Genomic DNA, 21,421 nt, shown 5'->3' with positions numbered 1-21,421 from the left:
AATAGATTTATGAAAACGGTTGCGTAAAGATAAAAATAAAGTAACGTAAGGAATCGTTTTCATAATAGAAACAGAAATTATCATTTAAATCATTATGTTGTTATAAATAAAGGGGAGGAAGAACAGATGAAAATTACGTCTTTTGATTTTTGGCAAAAGTTCGGGAAAGCATTATTAGTTGTTGTAGCTGTAATGCCAGCAGCTGGTTTAATGATTTCTATCGGTAAGTTAATTGGGATGTCTGCTGGGGATATTAACGCAGTTCATACAATCGCTCGCGTAATGGAAGACATCGGTTGGGCAATCATTACAAATCTACACATCTTATTCGCAGTAGCAATTGGGGGATCTTGGGCGAAGGATCGTGCAGGTGGTGCATTTGCAGCGCTATTAGCATTCGTCTTAACGAACAGAATTACAGGAGCTATATTTGGCGTAAATGCTGAAATGTTAGCGGATTCAAAAGCGACAGTTTCTTCAGTATTAGCAGGAGATTTAGTTGTAAAAGATTACTTTACTTCTGTACTTGGTGCACCAGCATTAAACATGGGAGTTTTCGTAGGGATTATCACAGGTTTTTTAGGAGCTACTCTATATAACAAATATTATAACTATAATAAACTACCACAGGCATTAGCATTCTTTAACGGAAAACGATTCGTACCATTCGTTGTAATTGTTTGGTCTACAGTCACTGCAATTGTATTATCACTTTTATGGCCGTTCATCCAAAGTGGATTAAATGAATTCGGTCGCTGGATTGCAGCATCTAAAGATAGTGCACCAGTTGTTGCACCATTTGTATATGGAACGTTAGAGCGTTTACTATTACCATTCGGTTTACATCATATGTTAACGATTCCGATGAACTACACAGAGCTAGGCGGAACATATACGATGTTAACTGGTTCAAAAGTTGGACAAATTGTAGCAGGACAAGATCCTTTATGGCTTGCATGGATTACAGACTTAAATAATTTACTAGCAAATGGAGATACGAAAGCATATAACGATTTATTAAATAACGTTGTACCAGCTCGTTTCAAAGCTGGACAAGTTATTGGCTCAACAGCAGCGTTAATGGGTATTGCTTTCGCGATGTTCCGTAATGTTGATAAAGAAAAACGTGCAAAATATAAACCAATGTTCTTATCGGCTGCATTAGCAGTATTCTTAACAGGTGTAACAGAACCAATTGAATTCATGTTCATGTTTATTGCTCCAGTATTATATGTTGTATATGCAATTACAACAGGACTTGCATTCGCATTAGCAGATTTAATTAACTTACGTGTTCACGCATTTGGATTTATTGAATTAATTACTCGTACACCGATGATGGTTAATGCAGGACTAACAAGAGATTTAATCAATTTCGTTATCGTTTCATTAGTGTTCTTCGGTCTGAACTTTACATTATTCAATTTCTTAATTAAAAAATTCAATTTACCAACACCAGGACGTGCAGGTAACTATATTGATAATGAGGATGAGTCATCAGAAGGAACAGGAAATGTACAGGATGGTTCATTAGCAACAAAAGTTATTGATTTATTAGGTGGTAAAGAAAATATTGCTGACGTAGATGCTTGTATGACGCGTTTACGTGTAACAGTAAAAGATTTAGATGTTGTTGCACCAGAAGCACAGTGGAAACAAAATGGTGCTTTAGGACTTATCGTAAAAGATAAAGGTGTACAAGCAGTATATGGTCCGAAAGCTGACGTATTAAAGTCAGACATTCAAGATATGTTAGGTGCGTAATAAGATGAAATTGCTAACTTTAAACTGTCACTCTTGGCAAGAAGAGAATCAACTGGAAAAGATAAAATATCTTGCTAAAGTCATTCAAGAAGAAGAGTACGATGTCATCGCATTGCAAGAAGTAAGTCAGTCGATACAAGCTGAAAATGTATGCGGTAACAAGAAAGAAGATAATTTTGGACTTTTACTATTAGAAGAGTTAAAAGCGTTACATGTAAAAGATTACAATATTACTTGGGATTTCTCTCATATTGGTTATGATGTGTATGAAGAAGGATTAGCGATTATAACGAAGCATAATGTTGTAAAAGAAGATACGTTCTTTATTTCAGAAAATAAGGATACAACGTATTGGAAAACACGCAAAATTGTAAGTGCGAAAATTGCTTATAATGATAAGAACATAACGTTTTACTCTTGCCACCTCGGTTGGTGGAATGATGAAGAAGAATCATTCAAAGATCAAGTTAATCGTTTGATGGGGCGTGTAGATAGTAATGAACTTTCCTTCTTAATGGGGGATTTTAATAATAACGCCCGTTTACAAGGTGAAGGTTATGAATATATGATGCAAAAAGGTTTGTATGACACATATGAACTAGCAATAGAGAAGGATGAAGGAACAACTGTCCAAGGTGAGATTGCTGGTTGGGATGAAAATAAACATAACTTACGAATCGATCTAATATTGTGTAACCAAAGTGAAAAAGTTCGTTCTTCAAAAGTCATTTTTAATGGTACGAACAGAAATGTAATTTCAGATCATTTCGGTGTAGAAGTACAAGTAGATATATAATAGAAGAAATCCTCACAGATGATGAAAAGCTGTGAGGATTTTTTTGAGGAATACAAGTATTGCCAAGATAAAATACTTGTATTTTTTATGACATTTCCTATATATTTGTTATTATTGAATGTAAAACTAATTTGGTCATTTTGTATGCATACTTTTTTTACTTCGTTATATAATGAAGTAAGTGAAATATTTAATGGGAAAAATAGTGTATTTTCGTTTAATCCACGATGTAGAAAGTGATATAATTGCAAAATGTATGTATCATTTTCTAAAGAAGGAAAAATATATAATTAGGTGATAACTTCTATGAAACAAATTTGGCGTATTTATAAGACAGATTTACGGAATGTAGCTAAACATTGGGCTGCAATTGTTATTGTTTTAGGATTAATGATTTTACCATCGTTATATGCATGGTTTAACATTAAAGCTTCTTGGGATCCATATGGAAATACAAAAGAGGTTCCCATTGCCGTTTCTAACCAAGATGCAGGCTCTAATTTAAGAGGGAAAGATATCAATATCGGGGACGAGATTGTAGATTCTCTAAAGAAAAACAAGAATCTTGGTTGGAAATTTGTAGACCAAAAGCAGGCGATTTACGGAGTTGAGCGTGGGGATTATTATGCAAGTATTACAATCCAAAAAGACTTCTCTGAAAAAATTGCAACGGTTCTGGATGAAAATCCACAAAAGCCAGAACTTGATTACTATGTAAATGAAAAAGTAAATGCGATTGCACCGAAAATTACAGCAAAAGGTGCATCAGGTATTACGGAAGAAATTAGTAAAAACTTCGTTAAAACAGCGAACGGTGAGATTTTTAAAATCTTCAATGACCTTGGAATCGATTTAGAAACAAACTTACCAAGTATCGAGAAAGTAAAAGACCTTGTCTTTAAGTTAGAAGCGCAGTTCCCAGAAATGAATACATTAATGGATAAGGCGTTAGATGATGCAACTCGAGCAGAGGATGTTGTGAAAGTAGCACAAAAAGAGTTGCCGGTTGTAGAGAGTGTTATTAATGATGGGCAGGATACACTTAAGAGTTTAGATGCGTTCTTTGCGAGAAATGATGAAACATTGAATCGTGCTCCGGGAACTATTAAGAATAATTTAATTGCAATGCAAACAGGTTTGAATGGTGCGGCGGCAATTACGGATTTCTTAAAAAATCCATCTGTTGATTTCAATCTGGCACTTCCAGATCCATCTAAATTCCCAGTGTTACCTAATATAACTATTCCGCAGATACCAGAATTACCGCAGGTGAATGGTCAATTGTATAAAGATATAGCTAAAAATATTGATCAAACTGTAAATAATGTATTCGGCTCAATACGTGTTGGAACAACTTATGCACAAGGAGTTATAAACGGGTTACAAAATGGTAATTTTGATCCAGAAAAAGCGAAACAAGATCTTAATAAGGTTTCTGAGAATCTTCAAGGTCGTGTGGATAGTGTTTCATATTTAATTGATGTCTTTACTAAATTTAAAGAATCTGCACCAACTGATTCTGGAAAAGACTTCTTCCAAAGACGTATAGATAAATTAACGAATCTTAAATCAGCTATAGAAAATGCAAATGGTGGCGTTAAAGATATCGCTAATATTATAGGTACAGGGCAAGAAGTGAAACAAGATGTAAGAGATGCTACTAATAAAAAGTTAGATGCAATAAATAATTTGGTAAACCAAGCGGAGGCAGATTATAATGCGACGTTTGTAGCAGATTTTGAAAAAGCGGTAAGTACGGCTGAACAATTAAAAGATAAAGCTGGAAATGCGCAACAGAATTTAAATCAAGAAATAAAAAAAGTTAACGAGATATTAGACAATGGTAGAGAAGGCTATGATCAGGCTGTAAATAATTACAGCAGATTAAAAACGGAGCTTGGAAAAGCAAGAGAAGACTTGAATAATAAAGGGATTAACGGATTAGATTCTACAAAAGTAGCTTTAAATGATATAAGAGGAGAGTTACAAGCTGGAAAGAATTTAGTTAATGATATGATTCCTGTTATGGAAAATGCGAATAAAGTTTTAGCAGATGTAAATAGTGATAAAAACATGAATAACACGATTGCTAAATTGAATAAATTAAAAGATGGTTTCCAAAAAGGAATCGATTTAACTGATAAAGGAATTGACGCTATTAATAAAGGTCAAAAACCAGCAGCAGATGTTATTGAAAGTATTAACGCAGTATCTAAAAGTACTTCGGCTCAAATAGGTGACATTTTAGCTAAATATGACTCGGAAATCACTCCAAATTTCAATGCAGCAATTGCTCGCACAAAAGAGATGTCTAAAAACACATCTCAAATTTTAAAAGAAGCAGACAAAAAGCTTCCAGATGTTAAAAAATTACTAGAAGATTCATCAAAAGGCTTAGTAGACGGTAGAAAAAAATTAGCAGATATTAAAGCTGAAATGCCGGAGACTGAGAAAAAGATTAAAGAATTAGCAAATAAAATTCGTGATTTTGAATCTGAAGAGGATTTAAAAGACATCATACGCTTATTAAAAAATGATGTTGAAAAGCAAAGTGATTACTTCGCGAATCCAGTCAATTTAAAAGAGAATAAGTTATTTGCGATGCCAAACTACGGTTCAGCGATGTCACCATTCTATACAGTGCTTGCATTATGGGTAGGCGCATTATTAATGGTTTCATTATTAACAGTAGAAGTACATGAAGAAGGCGCGAATTATAAGAGCCATGAAATTTACTTCGGACGTTTATTAACATTCTTAACGATAGGTCTTTCACAAGCGTTTATCGTATCGATGGGAGATATATTCTTGCTCGGTACGTACGTAGTCGATAAGTTCTGGTTTGTGTTATTTAGTTTATTTATTGGTGGAGTCTTCGTTTGTATTGTATACTCACTTGTTTCTATTTTCGGAAACGTTGGGAAATCGATGGCGATTATTTTACTTGTACTGCAAGTAGCAGGATCGGGCGGAACATTCCCAATTCAAATGACACCAGCGTTCTTCCAAGCAATTTATCCGTTCTTACCGTTCACATATGCAATTAGTGCAATTCGTGAAACAGTAGGTGGAATGCTTTGGGATATCGTAACGCGAGATTTACTTGTGTTAAGTGCTTTCGTAGTAATTATGATTGTTGCTGCGTTATTACTGAAAACACCAATTAACAAATCGAGTGAAAAGTTTGTTGAGAACGCAAAAGGAAGTAAAATTATTCATTAAAAATAAAAGGTTCCTACCGATAGTGGTAGGAACCTTTTTGTTTAATCAAATTTTAATTTTTTTAATGCTTCTGTTTGGTGATTCTTAAACGAGTTATGTCAATTATGGCTGATATATAAGGTGTTCCTTACTGTTCTTCTTGAAAACTGTGGTATATTAAACGGTATATAGTTAGTAAAGGAGTTTGAATAAAAATGGTAAAGAGTGTAGTAATTGCTGAGAAACCATCAGTTGCACGTGATATAGCAAAAGTATTAAAGTGTACCAAAAAAGGAAATGGATTTTTAGAAGGTGACAAATACATAGTAACTTGGGCTCTTGGGCATTTAGTGACACTGGCAGACCCTGAGGTTTATGACAATAAATATAAAACATGGAACCTTGAAGATCTTCCAATGCTTCCAGAACGTATGAAATTAGTTGTTATAAAACAAACGGGAAAACAGTTTAATGCTGTGAAACATCAACTCACTCGAAATGATGTTAATGAGGTGGTTGTGGCTACAGATGCTGGAAGAGAAGGAGAGTTAGTTGCACGCTGGATAATTGAAAAAGCAAAGGTGAATAAACCAATTAAGCGTTTATGGATTTCTTCTGTAACGGATAAAGCGATTAAAGATGGTTTTGCAAATTTAAAACCAGGTAAGGCATATGACAATTTATACGCTTCAGCAGTTGCACGTTCAGAAGCTGACTGGTATATCGGTCTTAATGCTACTCGAGCTTTAACAACGCGCTTTAATGCCCAGTTAAATTGTGGCCGTGTACAAACGCCTACTGTCGCTATGATTGCTAGTCGTGAAGATGAAATAAAGAATTTCAAAGCACAAACTTACTACGGCATCGAAGCACAAACAATGAATAAGTTAAAACTTACGTGGCAAGATGCAAACGGTAATAGCCGTAGCTTTAATAAAGAAAAAAATGATAGCATCGTAAAGAACCTAGATAAACAAAATGCTACTGTTGTGGAAATTGATAAAAAACAGAAGAAGTCATTCTCTCCTGGTCTTTACGATTTAACTGAATTACAACGTGATGCAAATAAAAAGTTCGGTTACTCTGCAAAAGAAACATTAAACATTATGCAAAAATTGTATGAGCAACATAAAGTGCTAACGTACCCTCGTACAGATTCACGCTATATTTCATCTGATATCGTTGGAACACTTCCAGAACGTCTAAAGGCGTGCGGAGTTGGAGAGTACCGTCCTTTAGCACATAAAGTATTACAAAAGCCTATCAAGTCTAATAAGTCATTTGTTGATGATAGTAAAGTAAGTGATCATCACGCAATTATTCCGACAGAAGGATACGTTAACTTCTCGGCCTTCACAGATAAAGAACGTAAAATTTATGATTTAGTTGTAAAACGCTTCTTAGCAGTTTTATTCCCAGCATTCGAATACGAACAACTAACGTTACGCACAAAAGTTGGCAATGAAACGTTCATTGCACGCGGAAAAACAATTTTACATGCCGGCTGGAAAGAAGTATATGAAAACCGCTTTGAAGATGATGATGTAACGGATGACGTAAAAGAGCAACTTCTACCTCGCATTGAAAAAGGCGATACATTAACTGTAAAGTTAATTATGCAAACATCAGGTCAAACGAAAGCACCTGCACGTTTTAATGAGGCAACTTTACTTTCAGCAATGGAGAATCCTACAAAATATATGGATACGCAAAACAAACAACTTGCTGATACGTTAAAATCAACTGGTGGATTAGGTACTGTAGCGACACGTGCTGATATTATCGACAAGCTATTTAATTCATTCTTAATTGAAAAACGTGGTAAAGATATTCACATTACTTCAAAAGGCCGTCAGTTACTTGATTTAGTGCCAGAAGAATTAAAATCACCTACACTAACTGGTGAGTGGGAACAAAAGCTCGAGGCAATTGCAAAGGGTAAACTGAAAAAAGAAGTATTCATTTCAGAAATGAAGAACTATACGAAAGAAATTGTATCTGAAATTAAATCGAGTGATAAAAAATATAAACATGACAACATTTCAACGAAGTCTTGTCCAGACTGTGGTAAACCAATGCTAGAGGTAAACGGCAAAAAAGGAAAGATGCTCGTTTGCCAAGACCGTGAATGTGGTCATCGTAAAAATGTATCTCGTACAACAAACGCTCGTTGTCCGCAATGTAAGAAGAAATTAGAATTACGTGGTGAAGGTGCAGGCCAAATTTTCGCATGTAAATGTGGCTATCGCGAGAAATTATCAACATTCCAAGAGCGACGTAAAAAAGAATCTGGAAACAAAGCTGATAAACGCGACGTTCAAAAATATATGAAACAACAGAAAAAAGAAGAAGAACCATTGAACAACGCATTAGCAGAAGCATTGAAGAAATTAAAATTTGATTAAATTAATAAAAAGGGATTGTCTATCTAAAGTTTTGATGGGCAATTTTTTTTGTTATGTACAGTTTAAATTAACCAATATGGATGTAGCTTTTAAATAAAGTTGTACCATATTATCCCCTTCTATAAAAGGAGATTTTTATTAAAAAAACAAGGGATTCCTAAAGTGAAATTCCAATCATTGATACGGCATAGAAAAGAAAATTTGAGGAGTATTGCGGATTGTTCTTTCCCTCTTGTTATGGAAAATGTAGTTCAAGGAAATTCAAAATGAATTATTTAAAATGGAATTTTACATATAACTGAACTGATATAGCATGTTAAATGTGTTAATTATAATATAAAATAATGATTATGAATGAAAGAATATGAAGAAAAATATGAAAAAACTAGTGATTACCTCCAAATAATGAGAGCCGAATTTTCTTAGAATAGAAAATTCGGCTTATTTTATGTCGGAATTCGCACTGGGATCTCATAAATATACATGACACTTGACATATATAAAAAACAAATGTAATATATAACTAACAAAAGTAAACTATAGTATTGGAGGGTTTTTAGATGCTTACCAAAGTTAAGCGGATTCGACTTGAAAAAGGTATGACACAAGGAGAATTAGCAAAATTGACAAATGTTAGCAGGCAAACAATAGGTTTAATTGAACAAGGCGCATATAACCCATCTTTAAATCTTTGTATTAAGATTTGTCAAGCCCTTGGAGTTACTTTAAATGATTTGTTTTGGGAGGAGTTGTAATAATGAAAAATATCTTAGAGAAAATGTACTTAAGATTTATAAACAAAGTAAGCGAAAGAGATGAATATCAAATACAAGAAATAAACAAAGAGTTTGCTATTGCAGGGTTAATGTTATGGTATGTAAATATACTAGCTATGTTTATTATGCTAGTAGTTGATACTATTAATCACACTTTATCCATAGGAACTATAATTACCTTTGTGGTCAATATGCTTTACGCTAACTATCTAATGTGGAAATTAAAAAAGAAAAGATTGAATGATATAGAGTGCTCTACAAAAGAAGAATTTTTTAAAAAGAAAAAACAGATTAAAAAATCTAGTATTAGAGCGGGTTTGCTTTGGACCTTTGAAATGTTTATATTAATGTGTTATGTTTTTCCTTATTTAAGCTCAGGAAAAATATCAGTTTCTTTCTCTGATATTATTATATGGGTTTGTGCAGGCCTATTCTTTGGTTCTAGCATGTATGTAATTTCATTATTTAATTTGAAAAAGTTATATTAGTTGAAATTAGAATATAAGTGAAATACGGTCTATAGAATTAAACCTTTCTTTCTGTAAATTCTAAAATTGGATAACATATATTTTAAGCATACCGTTAGAAGGTAAGAAATTTTATACATATTACAATTGCTAGTTCTAGCTTATATAAATTAAAAGCGATTAAATTAAAAACCTAATTTAATCGCTTTTTTCATTCTAATCATTATTAGATATATAATTTATTAGCAACCACCAATGCCGCCAGCTAAAGCGCCTACTCCGCCGCCATAAATTACAGCAGGACCAAATTCCCAAGTGTATCCAGCTCCTGTTAGGAATCCGCTAACTGCGCCAGAAGCGATGCCTGCTACACATTTACCAGCTCCACCAGCTGAAATTTCTAAAAGTTCTTTTTCTGTAAGTGTCTCTAAGTTCATAATATGATTCTCCTTTTATTTTTTATTAGCAACTACCAACTCCGCCAGCAACGCCGCCAGCTAAAGCGCCTACTCCGCCGCCATAAACTACAGCAGGACCAAATTCCCAAGTGTAGCTAGCTCCTGTTAGGAATCCACCAACTGCGCCAGAAGCGATACCTGCTACACATTTACCAGCTCCACCAGCTGAAATTTCTAAAAGTTCTTTTTCTGTAAGTAATTCTAATTTCATAATGATTCATACCCCTTATTATTATGTTTTTGATTATTACACGTAATTAATTAGTTAATATTATAAAAATGTTATTATTGAAATCCCTTAATTGCGATATAACAATCATGGGTTTTATAATGACACTTATTTCCAGGAAAGGTAGACAATATGCAAAATTACATATTGTCTATTTTTTTATTATATTTAGATATAATATTTAACTTGTTATATTTAAATATAAAGGAAATGAGGCTGCGATTTTGTTCAAAAAAGAGTTTTTTTGTATTAGGCAACAGGATTTAAAAGATTGTGGTCCAGCATGTCTAGCGATGATTTCTCGCCATTATGGGTTTACTACTTCTATTTCAAAGATTAGAGAAGTGGCTGGTACAGATTTAGCGGGAACAAATATTAAAGGTTTGATGGAGGCTGGTGAAAAGCTAGGGTTTGAAGTGAAAGCTGTAAAAGCAACAAAACCCGAAGATTTAAAAGAAATTCCATTACCTTCAATTGCTCATGTTGTAGTCAATGGTGGTTTGTTACACTATGTAGTAATTCATAAAGTTAAAGATAATAAAATTTATATTGCTGATCCAGAAAAGGGATTGGTTACGTACTTGTTAGAAGAATTCTGCCAAATGTGGACAGGTATTCTTGTATTAATGTCTCCTGGACAAAATTTTCAAAAAGGAAAAGAATCAAAGGGAACATTTTCAAGATTTCTCCTATTATTAAAACAACAAAAAAATTTATTAATACCATTGTTTTTTGCTTCTATTTTCTTTAATTTATTTGGGTTATTGGGAGCATTTTATTTTAAATTTTTAATTGATGATATCGTGGCAAATCAATTGATACAGACACTTCATATTGTATCAATTGGAATTATTATATTGTATATATTTAAGATACTTCTTTCTTATTTTCGCACTCATTTAATCTTATATTTGAGTAGGAGAATAGATATTCATTTAATGCTTGGGTACTATCGTCATGTTGTAGGATTACCAATGAATTTCTTTGAAACAAGAAAAGTGGGTGAAATTATTTCTCGATTTATGGACGCGAGTAAAATACGAGATGCTTTGTCAACCATAACAGTTACTTTAATGATTGATACATTAATGGTTACAATAGGAGCTGTTTTGTTATATATCCATAGTCCCATTTTATTTGGTGTGACTTTATTATTAATACCTTTCTATATTGGTATTATTTTTGCCTTCCATAAGCCGTATCAATCCATTAATCGCAAAGAAATGGAAAGTAATGCAAAATTAAATTCCTATTTAGTAGAATCTTTAAATGGAATTGCAACTGTAAAGTCTTATAACGCAGAAAAAGAAGTGTTTTTTCAAACTGAAAGTCGTTTTATTAATCTATTAAGGCATGTATTTAAAAGAGGAATGCTATCCAATTTACAAGGTTCTATTAAAATGGGACTTGAATTAATTGGTGGAACTATCATCCTTTGGGTTGGTTCCATACAAGTATTAAAAGGGAATATGACGATAGGTGAGTTAATTACATATAATGCACTTTTAGTATATTTTTTAAATCCAATTGAAAATTTGATTGGTATTCAGCCTACCATGCAATCTGCACTAGTCGCTGGAGAACGATTAAATGAAATTTTTGATTTAGATCAAGAAAAGAGTGAAAAAGAGGATAATAAAGTATCTCCTAAAAAATTATCAGGTAAAATACAATGTTCAAATGTTACATTTCGTTATGGAACACGTAAAAATGTACTAAATAACATAAGTTTTTCAATTGAATCAGGTAGTCAAGTAGCATTTGTAGGAGAGAGTGGATCAGGTAAAACAACCATTTCAAAACTATTAATGCATTATTATGAATCTCAGCAAGGAAATATATATTATGATGATTATCATATCAAAGAGATAAGCCGTACTGCATTACGTGATCGAATTGCATATGTCTCTCAAGAGTCATTCTTCTTTAGTGCTTCTATTTATGAAAATTTATGTTTTGGTTTAGCACGACCAGTTACTCTAGAAGAGGTTATAGACGTATGTAAGCAAGCTTGTATACATGAGTTTATCGGTGAATTACCGTTACGTTATGAAACTCTTTTAGAAGAAAATGCGTCCAATTTATCTGGTGGACAAAGACAACGTTTAGCAATTGCAAGAGCGTTATTAAAAAAACCAGATATCTTAATTTTAGATGAAGCGACAAGTAATTTAGATTCTACAACGGAAAAACATATTACGGATATGTTAAAGGAGTTGGGATTACAAGGAGTTACTGTAATTATGATTGCGCATCGATTAAGTACAATACAGCATGCAAATCAAATTTTCGTGATGGAACAAGGAAATATTAAAGAGCAAGGCGCCCATGAAGAATTATTATTCCATAAAGGAGAGTATTACCGTTTGTGGAAGAATCAAACTGTTCATATAGAACACATAGAATCTCAATCTTATGCAATGCGAGGTGTTCAAGATGAGTAAGCTTTATTCGTTTGATCAACTAAATGATAGTAAGGAATTATTAGAAAGAAAACCACCTCGTTTTATTGCTGGATTACTTGTTTTTCTTTTGATGAGCTTATTTGTTTTCTTAATCTGGGCTTATGTCAGTAAGATAGATATTGTAAGTAAGGGAACGGCAATGATACAAGGAAAATCAGATGCAAGTGTGTCTCGTACTCAAATTGTAGGTGTGGTTGATACGGTTGCTGTTAAGCCTGGTGATGAAGTGAAAAAAGGAAATATTTTAATTCAATTAAAAAATCAGGAATTAACAGATAAACAAAATCAGATGAATCAAATTGTGGAACATTTAGAAAAACAAAAAGGGATGTTAGAACAGTTGAAAGAGAGTATCCAGTCTCATAAATCTTCTTTTCTTGATGATGTGGATAAAAAAATAAGAGAAGAATATCAGGCTTATGATCAAAGATATCAATCTATACAAAATGAAAAAGACAATGAAATAAAAACAATAGAAAATAGTAAAATTTCAAGCGAACAAGATGAAGTTTTACAAGGATTAATTGCAGAAAACGAAAATATCCAAAGAGAAATAGACATAATTGAAAAACAAAAAACAAAAGAAAATATATTAGAAGAACAAAAACAAGTAATGGATGATAAAAAAGAAAATTTAGAATCCCAAAAAAATAGTGTAGAAAAGCGTATTAAACAACGAAAAGAAACTTTAGAGCATGAAAGAACAAAAGTGGATGTTACTAAAGAAGGAAAGCAAGAACAAAAGAAAGATGCTTTAAAACAATATAAAGAAGAATCTATGATTTCAGTGAATCAACGTATTCAATCCCTAGAACAAGAACTATTTATTAAAAAGCAAGAGTTAGATGGACTGCGTCATCAAAATGAAACGACAATTATAAAAGCACAAAAAGACGGGATTGTACAATTTCCTGCCATCTTACAACAAGGGGATTTAATTAATCCTGGCCAAGAAATTGTTTCGATTATCCCAAAAGAAGACCAAAAAAAAGTAAGAATCTTATTACCAGCTCAAGAGATAAAAGGAATAAAAAAAGGAGATAAAGTACAATATTCGTTTAAGTTACAGAAAACGGATAAACAAATGGGGCAAATAACATATGTATCAGCATATCCTACTTTTGATAAAAATACGAAAGGGTATATGTATGAACTAGAAGCCACAATTGATACAAAAGATTTACAAGAATTACATACAGGAATGGTTGGTAGAGCTTCTGTCATTACAGGAGAAGAAACGGTATGGAAATTTATTTTAAGAAAATTAGATTTTATTTCTAATTGAAATAGTTAAAAATAGATTCATATAAGGAGACAGAATTAAGTATGAAAAAGTATTTTTCTATTATAATCATGTTAATTTTATTAATAAGTTCTTTTCCTTTATCAGTTACATATGCAAAGGAAAAAAATATCAATTTAAGCAATATTGAGCAAATGACTAGTGTTTTTAATGATAATACTAATCTAGGAGAAAAAATTAGCTATATTAGAAATAGTGATTTGAATAATTGGTCAGTTAAAGAAATGAATCAGGCCCTAGATAAAATAGATAATTTAAATCTGAGTATAATGGAACGAGCAAGTTTAAAGAGAGAGGTAATACGTTCTTCAGGATTTTCTAATTTTGATTTTAAAGAAACAAATTCGGATGTATTAGCATTTAAGGAATTAAAAATAGAAATTATAGAGACTGATCAGCTACTTACTTTATATAGAAGAAGCAAGGCTGGTGAACCGGAATCTAAATATGGTCTTGGTTATTGGTGGGGAGATAAAGAAAGAAATATTGAAGAAACTAGAAATGAGTTAGCCGTATTAGAAGCTTGGGGGAATCCACTTAATATACAATATAAAATCACGGTACCTAAAGGAACGAGAATACTTAAAGGATTTACAGCTTCGCAAACTCAATATCTTAAAGGTACAAGTATAGTTCAAGAATATAGAGAAGGTGGAGCTATGCAATACTGGATTAATAAGATAGATAACAGTTGGTTACAATAAAATTTATTAGGAGGATAGCATGACAAATCATCATGAATTTATAAGTTTAGCTCTAGATTGTGAGCGTATTATAAAACAAAATATCCCTAGTAATCCCGACGATGCTAAAAGATATCATTTAATGCTAAACGAACTTAAAGGGTTAAGAATGACCATAAAATTAAACCAATTAAATGACAAGTTATATTATTTATCAATTACACAAATGCTTGAGAAAAATGATCCAAAAAAAGTATTACAAGCTGTTTTAAAACTTAATACATTTTATTGTAAATACTATCAAAATTTACTACCATAATAAACTTGAGCCTATATTCTTTCAAATAACATAGCTCATGGTGGCAGGCACTCGAAAGGGTGCCTTTTCTTTAGGAAAAATACACATAATAAGAAAGCTAGTCTTAACGTACAATTTTCTTTTTATGTGCAATTATAAATATATTAGATATCATTGTTAAATGAAGGATGAAGGGTGTTTTAGAATTTATGTGCAAATATATTTTATAGAGATAAGTCGATATCTGTCGCTACAATAATTTCATTTACATCTTTTCTAAGTAGCTGACTCTTCACAGCATGAAATTGTTTCCCTGTTTGTTTAATAACCGTTAATTTCAAGCGCTCAGGTAGCATCGGTAAATCTTCTAAATTCCACTGTTTATATTTCACATCATAGCTTTCTGGATCAGCTAATGTAACGAGATGACCTAAAGCCCAAGTTACAATATATTTACTACCTTCAAGGTAGCCATTTCCTTTTTTATCGCACTTAAGTCCACGCGCAATATCACGTGCAACGGAAGGCTTTTCAGCGATTACAACGCTTTTTACCATATTTAAAACATCCTTTCAAATTTCCATACGTTAACTATAGCATACATCTTCTTGAGATTCAGTTTCGCTCCAGATTTGAACGTTTTTTAGTGGGATAACATCTGTTTGAGGGTGAATGATGGCGACAGAACATAATATGCGCCATGATGAGACTATGAGAAATAGATACTTATTTATCCCGCATTAACGGGCAGTAAGACCCCTGCCTCAAAATTCAGCGGAAGCCAAGAAGTTAGGTAGGGGATCAACTGCCCATAAAAGCCCGATTGGTTCAACTAATAATCAGTGGGGGATGAACAAAGCCCCCACTGATTAAAGTTTCACTTTATTATGCGTATTGTTTTATCAGTTGCTTCTATATGAAATAGAAAAGTAAAGAACTTGTTATTTTACTAGAATAAGAGTAGACTTTGAAGTAGATGAATAATAAACACATGGGAGTTTGTGGATGCAAACTGAGAGTATGACTAATCCGTCATTGACCATTTGAACCTGTTGGATAATGCCAGCGTAGGGAGAGTGTAAAAGCACATGTTCAGGCACTTTGCGTACGCGCAAAGTGCCTTTTTGTGTATCTCCCATCACTATAGTTAGGAGATGAAAAGGATGAATATGAAAGAAATTAGTAAAGTAGTGGATTTGGTGAGAGAGTCTAATCCACTCGTGCATAATATTACAAATGTTGTTGTAACAAATTTTACAGCAAACGGTTTGTTAGCATTAGGAGCATCACCTGTAATGGCGTATGCAAAAGAAGAAGTAGCAGAAATGGCTAGCATTGCGGGAGCCCTTGTTTTAAATATGGGTACACTTCGTCCTGAAGAGGTAGAAGCGATGTTACTTGCTGGTAAATCAGCAAATGTGAATAATGTACCAGTACTATTTGATCCAGTTGGTGCAGGAGCAACATCGTATCGAACAGAAGTTGCGAGACATATTCCGGCTGAAATTGATTTAGCGATTATCCGCGGAAATGCAGCTGAAATAGCGAACGTTATTAATGAGAGATGGGAAATTAAAGGGGTAGACGCCGGTGTTGGAAATGGCAATGTCGTAAGTATTGCAAGGCAGGCAGCGGATGAATTAAATACAGTAGCGGTGATTACTGGAAAAGAAGATGTTGTTACAGATGGAGAACGAACGATCCTTATTCGAAATGGTCACCCTATTTTAACGAAAGTTACGGGAACTGGTTGTTTACTAACTTCTGTAATAGGAGCATTTGTAGCAGTAGAAAAGGATTATGTAAAGGCAGCAGTAGCGGCATTAACGTTTTATGGTGTAGCTGCGGAACTGGCAGCTGCTAAGACAGTGGAAAAGGGACCTGGTAGTTTCCAAATTGAATTTTTAAATCAGTTAGCGAATACCACTTCGGGTGGTATTGAGAAGTATGGGAAGATTGAGCTTATATAGTAAGGAGGTGAACTAGATGCCCTGTATTACAAAGGCTGAAATGTCTAGATTATTATCAGTATATTTTATTATGGGAAGTAACAATTGTGCGAAGGAGCCACTACAAGTATTGAGAGATGCACTTGAAGGCGGTATAACAATTTTTCAATTTCGTGAAAAGGGGGAAGGGGCTTTAACGGGAGAGAAACGTATTTGTTTCGCGAAAGAACTACAAGCAGTCTGTAAAGAGTACGGTGTACCATTCATCGTAAATGATGATGTGGAACTAGCTATGGAGTTAGATGCAGATGGCGTGCATGTTGGCCAAGATGATGAAGGAATTACTTCTGTTCGTGAAAAAATGGGTGATAAAATTGTTGGTGTATCAACACATACAATTGAAGAAGCACGCTGGGCAATTGAAAACGGAGCTGATTATTTAGGTGTTGGCCCTATTTTCCCAACGAGTACAAAAAAAGATACGAAAGCAGTTCAAGGAACGAAAGGTTTAGCTTATTTTAGAGAGCAAGGAATTACAATACCGATCGTCGGGATTGGTGGCATTACAATTGAAAATACAGCGTCAGTTATAGAAGCAGGTGCGGACGGCGTTTCTATTATTTCCGCGATTAGTTTAGCGGAATCTGCGTATGAAAGTACGAAGAAGCTAGTTGAGGAAGTAAATAGGGGTTTGTAGGAAAACGGAACTTCACAAAAATAGTAAAAAACATAATGGACCGTTAAAAATATTTAAACAAACGTTTGATTAAAAAGCACAAACCCTTTAAAATTGTCGGTTTGTGCTTTTTCTTTAAAACATAATTGATATTAGGAGCATTCCAATTCCGATAGAGGTGAATGTTGCGATTAGGCCTGGAATCATAAAGCTATGATTTAAAACATATTTACCAATACCTGTTGTACCAGTGCGATCGAAGTTAATGGCAGCAACGATTGTTCCATAGTTTGGAATGAAGAAATATCCATTTACTGCAGGGAACATTGCGATTAGTAGTGCTGGTGGAATACCGAGTGATAATCCAAGAGGCATTAAAGCACGTACTGTTGCTGCTTGGCTATATAGTAAAATAGATAGAATGAATAATGCGATGGCAAATAGCCATGGTGCACTTGTTACTAGGTGCTGAATTGATCCTTGAATCATATTTAAGTTTCCGTTAAAGAAAGTATCTCCCATCCAAGCGATACCGAAAATAGCAACAACAGCTGTTGCCCCCGCTTTAAAGACGTTACCAGACACGATGCTTTCTACATTTGGTTTGCAGAAAATAATAATAAGAGCTGCGATAGTTAACATAACCATTTCAATTGTGTTTGGCATGGAAAGACGAATTAACTTCCCGTCAACCATCCATCCTGGACGAAGTGCTTCAAATGAACCGAGAAGTACGACAAGGAAAGTTCCTACTAAGAAAAGGATAACGGATAGTTTAGCGCCTTTTAAACCAACAAATTCTTTCTTCTCTTCAATTTTAGGAATCATTCCTTCTTTTAAACGTTTCAAGTATTCAGGGTCTTCATTTAATTCTTTCCCCATTTTGCTAGCAACAAATGCAGCTACCATACAAGCGATGAAGGTAGAAGGAATACTTACTTTTAAAATATCTAATAAGGTGATTTTATAGTCAGCTAGCATTGCTAAAAGTGCAACTGTTGCAGCTGATATAGGGCTAGCTGTAATTGCTTGTTGGGAAGCGATTACGGCAATTGACATTGGTCGTTCCGGTCTAATCCCAGATTCGCGAGAGACTTCTGCGATAACAGGAAGTACAGAATAAGCAACGTGACCAGTTCCTGCGCACAGTGTAAATAAATAAGTAACAATTGGAGCAAAGAATGTAATGCGCTTTGGATTTTTTCGCAATGCTTTCTCAGCTAGATGAACAAGGTAGTCCATTCCTCCAGCAGCTTGCAGTGCACCGGCAGCTGTAATTACTGCTAAAATCATAAGCATTACATCAATAGGAGGAGCTGTAGGTTGTAAGTGGAAGACAAAAACAAGTATTGCCATACCAACGCCACCCATTACTCCTAGACCAACTCCGCCTAGGCGTGCACCAATAAAAATGCAGAGTAGTAACGTAAGAAATTGTAGCCAAAACATGATAAACTACCTCCGGAATTCATTAGTTAAGATATATTTGAATAATTTAATTTGAACGAAAATTAAAACAAATACCCAAAATAATCCTTGTGTTATATACATTTTTTATTATATAACACAAGAAATGTAACATTCACGAACTTTGTTAAATTATTTCGAAAAAATAATACCTTGAAACTTTACATTTGCATCTCTAAATAGGTAGACATTTTAATTCTTATGTTGTAATCTTTGATAGAGAATAATTTAATTCTCATAGAACTCCCATATCGTTCAACTCGTTCAGCGAGAAAGGCAAACTGATGGAAACATTAGGACGCAAAACTACAGGAGCTAAGGTCGAAAGGCTATGCTAGCCAGTTACCGGACGGATAGGGTTGGTCTTGACCAATGCTCTTTTCATTGGTCTTTTTTTTGTTTATAAACAAATGAGAGCCGTTATCATTTATTAATAAAGTGTATATTTTAATAGCGTTACTTTATAGTAAGTTAATTAAGAAAGGTGATGTTAATGAGAAGATATTGGCATAAGCTATCATTTATTCAAAAAAATGTATTGTTAACTGTGTTAGTTATTTTGACGCTTGTCGGTACTATGGGAGCGTTAAGTTTTAACATGTTTCAAAATAGCATGATGTCTATATTTGAAAGGCATTCTTTTGAAACAGGAGATACGGTATTACATAAATTAGACGCAGAAATATTGAGAGATGTTGCAAAAGACCCAACGGCAGAAAGAGAAAAGAGAGAGAAGTTAACAGAGAAATTAGATGAATCAACGGAAGAATTGAACAGTGTTGGACAAACCTATATTGTTGGAGCGAAAAAAAATGAAAAAGGTGAGCTACAAATCATTGATTTATCTACAGGTTTAGCAAATGTTGTTGAAGTAAGGCCGGGAGAATATTATAAACAACCAGACCTTTGGATGAAAGCATATGATAAAGTAATGAGCACAAAAAAAGCAAACATGACAGAAGTATATGAAGACGCATTAGGAACATGGGTAACGATATTAGAGCCAATTAAGGATGGAGAAGGTAATATTGTGGCACTTGTTGCAGCTGATGTAGATGCTTCTATTGTTCCTAGTACAAAAGAAAAGTTCATTATACAAGGTTTAATGTTTATTTGTATTTCTGTTTTAATTGCAACTTTTATTCAATTCTTAATTGTGCGTAACGCACTTGCTCCATTGCGGGATTTACGTGAAGGATTGCGCAGAGTCGGTGAAGGTGATTTAAGTATTAAATTAGAGGAAAGACCAGATGATATTGGTATTATTAATGCTTATTTTAATAATACCATTGAGAAGTTTAAAGGAATTATAGATAAAGTGAAGCAGACAGCAGAACAGGTTTCCTCATCTTCGCAAGAATTGTCAGTGAGTACGAAAGAGAATAGCATGGCAGTCCAAGGAATCGTAAGTTCTATAGTTGAGTTAAGGGCTGGCGTTCAATCACAAGAAACTTCAGTACCAAAGTATTTAGGTATTGTATATGAAATGGAAGATAGGATGGAAGAGATAACTAATATTGCAAAACAAATGGCGAAAGAGTCTGAAGGTACGACGCATCATTCAGTAAAAGGAAATGGTGTTATTGAACAGACGATTAATCAAATGAACATAATACAAAATGCAGTACAAGATTTATCTTCTATCATTCATTCTTTGGAAACAAGATCAAAAGAAATTAGTGATATTGTAAATGTAATTACAGGTATTTCAAATCAAACGAATTCGCTAGCTTTAAATGCTTCTATTAAAGCTTCACGTGCTGAGGCAACCGGAAAGGGATTTGCCGTTGTTGCTGATGAAGTGCGTAAATTAGCAGAGCAGACGGAAGCATCAGCAAAAGATATAGCGAAATTAATAGGGGAAACACAAGTTGAAACGGAAGAAGCTGTTGTTTCAATACAAAAAGCTTCAAAAGAAGTAGAATCCGGAATTAAACTTTTTCAAAGTAGTGGTGCTTTCTTTGAAAAAATTTCAAAATCAGCACAATCTGTTACAAATCAAGTTAGAGTTGTTTCTAGCAATTCAAGTGATATATTGCAAAATAGCCAAAATATTGTTCGTGTTGTAAATGAACTATCAATTATTGCAAATAAGTATGCAAATAGTAGTAATAATATTGAAGAAAGTATGAAAGAACAGGAAATGTCTGTACAAGATATTGCTGAATTAGCTAGTTCTTTAAGCTGGCTTTCACAGGAGTTACAAGAGTTAATAGGGGAATTCAAAAGTTAAATGAAATGATTATACGTGCTTTTGTTTGTTCAATAAAATAAATCATGCTACAATGAAAACGAATTAAGGACCGGGGAGCCAATTGGCTGAGAGGATGTAAACAAACATCGACCCTCAACCTGATCTGGATAATGCCAGCGTAGGGAGTTACTTAAAGTGATGTAGCATATGTTATTCTATAATAACTTGCATACAAGGCTTTCCTACGCAGTAGGAAAGCCTTTTCTTGTTTTAATATTTCATTTTATAAG

16 protein-coding genes, 1 pseudogene and 3 riboswitches are annotated in these 21,421 nt (G+C 33.7%); of the genes and pseudogenes, 13 read left to right on the top strand and 4 right to left on the bottom strand.

What is annotated here, in order from left to right; genetic code table 11:
- Window positions 1-126 precede the first annotated feature (126 nt).
- The 6 genes from JDS99_RS13245 to JDS99_RS13220 all read left to right on the top strand — a co-directional run bounded on the left by JDS99_RS13245 (window position 127) and on the right by JDS99_RS13220 (window position 9,430).
- Entirely contained in the window at window positions 127-1,764 is a 1,638-nt protein-coding gene (locus JDS99_RS13245) for a PTS transporter subunit IIBC (protein WP_000705549.1), read from the top strand.
- A 4-nt stretch (window positions 1,765-1,768) separates the two neighbouring features.
- Window positions 1,769-2,560 carry an endonuclease/exonuclease/phosphatase family protein gene (locus JDS99_RS13240; RefSeq protein WP_199695207.1) on the top strand — a complete coding sequence of 264 codons (792 nt, stop codon included), beginning with the start codon at window positions 1,769-1,771 and terminating at the stop codon, window positions 2,558-2,560.
- Between the two features lie 306 nt (window positions 2,561-2,866).
- Complete coding sequence (locus tag JDS99_RS13235) at window positions 2,867-5,782, top strand: YhgE/Pip domain-containing protein (RefSeq protein WP_199695206.1); 2,916 nt, start codon at window positions 2,867-2,869, stop codon at window positions 5,780-5,782.
- 194 nt (window positions 5,783-5,976) lie between these two features.
- Window positions 5,977-8,166: a DNA topoisomerase III gene (gene topB / locus JDS99_RS13230; RefSeq protein WP_199695205.1), complete on the top strand. Its 2,190-nt coding sequence runs from the start codon at window positions 5,977-5,979 to the stop codon at window positions 8,164-8,166.
- Window positions 8,167-8,726: 560 nt separating this feature from the next.
- On the top strand, window positions 8,727-8,921 hold the full coding sequence (locus JDS99_RS13225) for a helix-turn-helix transcriptional regulator (protein ID WP_199679141.1): 195 nt from the start codon (window positions 8,727-8,729) through the stop codon (window positions 8,919-8,921).
- Window positions 8,922-8,923: 2 nt separating this feature from the next.
- A complete protein-coding gene (locus tag JDS99_RS13220; protein ID WP_080786528.1) occupies window positions 8,924-9,430 on the top strand; it encodes a DUF3278 domain-containing protein in 507 nt (168 codons plus the stop codon).
- A gap of 221 nt (window positions 9,431-9,651) precedes the next feature.
- Here JDS99_RS13220 and JDS99_RS13215 read toward each other — a convergent pair whose 3' ends face one another.
- Entirely contained in the window at window positions 9,652-9,846 is a 195-nt protein-coding gene (locus JDS99_RS13215) for a Blp family class II bacteriocin (RefSeq protein WP_199695204.1), read from the bottom strand.
- A 25-nt stretch (window positions 9,847-9,871) separates the two neighbouring features.
- Window positions 9,872-10,078 (bottom strand): hypothetical protein, encoded by a 207-nt coding sequence (locus JDS99_RS13210; RefSeq protein ID WP_199695203.1) that lies wholly within the window; start codon window positions 10,076-10,078, stop codon window positions 9,872-9,874.
- Window positions 10,079-10,320: 242 nt separating this feature from the next.
- Between JDS99_RS13210 and JDS99_RS13205 the strand changes: the two genes are divergently transcribed.
- From JDS99_RS13205 to JDS99_RS13190, 4 genes are read left to right on the top strand one after another with little or no spacing between them, the layout of a single operon-like run.
- Window positions 10,321-12,540 carry a peptidase domain-containing ABC transporter gene (locus JDS99_RS13205; protein WP_199695202.1) on the top strand — a complete coding sequence of 740 codons (2,220 nt, stop codon included), beginning with the start codon at window positions 10,321-10,323 and terminating at the stop codon, window positions 12,538-12,540.
- The gene (locus tag JDS99_RS13200; RefSeq protein ID WP_199679064.1) at window positions 12,533-13,846 is read left to right on the top strand and encodes a putative HlyD family type I secretion protein; all 1,314 of its coding nucleotides are present in this window, start codon (window positions 12,533-12,535) and stop codon (window positions 13,844-13,846) included. The genes JDS99_RS13205 and JDS99_RS13200 overlap by 8 nt, the downstream gene beginning before the upstream one ends.
- Window positions 13,847-13,887: 41 nt before the next feature.
- The gene (locus tag JDS99_RS13195) at window positions 13,888-14,568 is read left to right on the top strand and encodes an autotransporter (protein WP_137013138.1); all 681 of its coding nucleotides are present in this window, start codon (window positions 13,888-13,890) and stop codon (window positions 14,566-14,568) included.
- Window positions 14,569-14,587: 19 nt separating this feature from the next.
- Entirely contained in the window at window positions 14,588-14,866 is a 279-nt protein-coding gene (locus JDS99_RS13190; RefSeq protein WP_199679065.1) for a hypothetical protein, read from the top strand.
- Between the two features lie 221 nt (window positions 14,867-15,087).
- On the opposite strand, the pseudogene JDS99_RS13185 reads toward JDS99_RS13190, so the two are convergent.
- A pseudogene (locus tag JDS99_RS13185) lies at window positions 15,088-15,402 on the bottom strand (toprim domain-containing protein); the annotation flags it as partial.
- A 424-nt stretch (window positions 15,403-15,826) separates the two neighbouring features.
- Window positions 15,827-15,936, top strand: a riboswitch (TPP riboswitch).
- Between the two features lie 63 nt (window positions 15,937-15,999).
- Between JDS99_RS13185 and thiM the strand changes: the two are divergent.
- Together thiM and thiE are read left to right on the top strand one after the other, a co-directional pair.
- The gene (gene thiM / locus JDS99_RS13180) at window positions 16,000-16,815 is read left to right on the top strand and encodes a hydroxyethylthiazole kinase (RefSeq protein WP_345943230.1); all 816 of its coding nucleotides are present in this window, start codon (window positions 16,000-16,002) and stop codon (window positions 16,813-16,815) included.
- 16 nt (window positions 16,816-16,831) lie between these two features.
- Window positions 16,832-17,491: a thiamine phosphate synthase gene (thiE, locus tag JDS99_RS13175; RefSeq protein ID WP_137013141.1), complete on the top strand. Its 660-nt coding sequence runs from the start codon at window positions 16,832-16,834 to the stop codon at window positions 17,489-17,491.
- Between the two features lie 114 nt (window positions 17,492-17,605).
- Here the strand turns inward: thiE and JDS99_RS13170 are convergent, their stop codons facing one another.
- On the bottom strand, window positions 17,606-18,919 hold the full coding sequence (locus JDS99_RS13170) for an anaerobic C4-dicarboxylate transporter family protein (RefSeq protein WP_000498712.1): 1,314 nt from the start codon (window positions 18,917-18,919) through the stop codon (window positions 17,606-17,608).
- Between the two features lie 283 nt (window positions 18,920-19,202).
- Window positions 19,203-19,287: riboswitch (cyclic di-GMP riboswitch) on the top strand.
- Between the two features lie 143 nt (window positions 19,288-19,430).
- Between JDS99_RS13170 and JDS99_RS13165 the strand changes: the two genes are divergently transcribed.
- Window positions 19,431-21,170: a methyl-accepting chemotaxis protein gene (locus JDS99_RS13165; protein WP_199695200.1), complete on the top strand. Its 1,740-nt coding sequence runs from the start codon at window positions 19,431-19,433 to the stop codon at window positions 21,168-21,170.
- Window positions 21,171-21,231: 61 nt separating this feature from the next.
- Window positions 21,232-21,333: riboswitch (TPP riboswitch) on the top strand.
- The last annotated feature ends 88 nt before the right edge of the window (window positions 21,334-21,421 follow it).

Source organism: Bacillus cereus group sp. N6, assembly GCF_016483705.1.
Taxonomy (GTDB): domain Bacteria; phylum Bacillota; class Bacilli; order Bacillales; family Bacillaceae_G; genus Bacillus_A; species Bacillus_A wiedmannii.
This window is presented reverse-complemented; position numbering and strand designations above follow the sequence as displayed.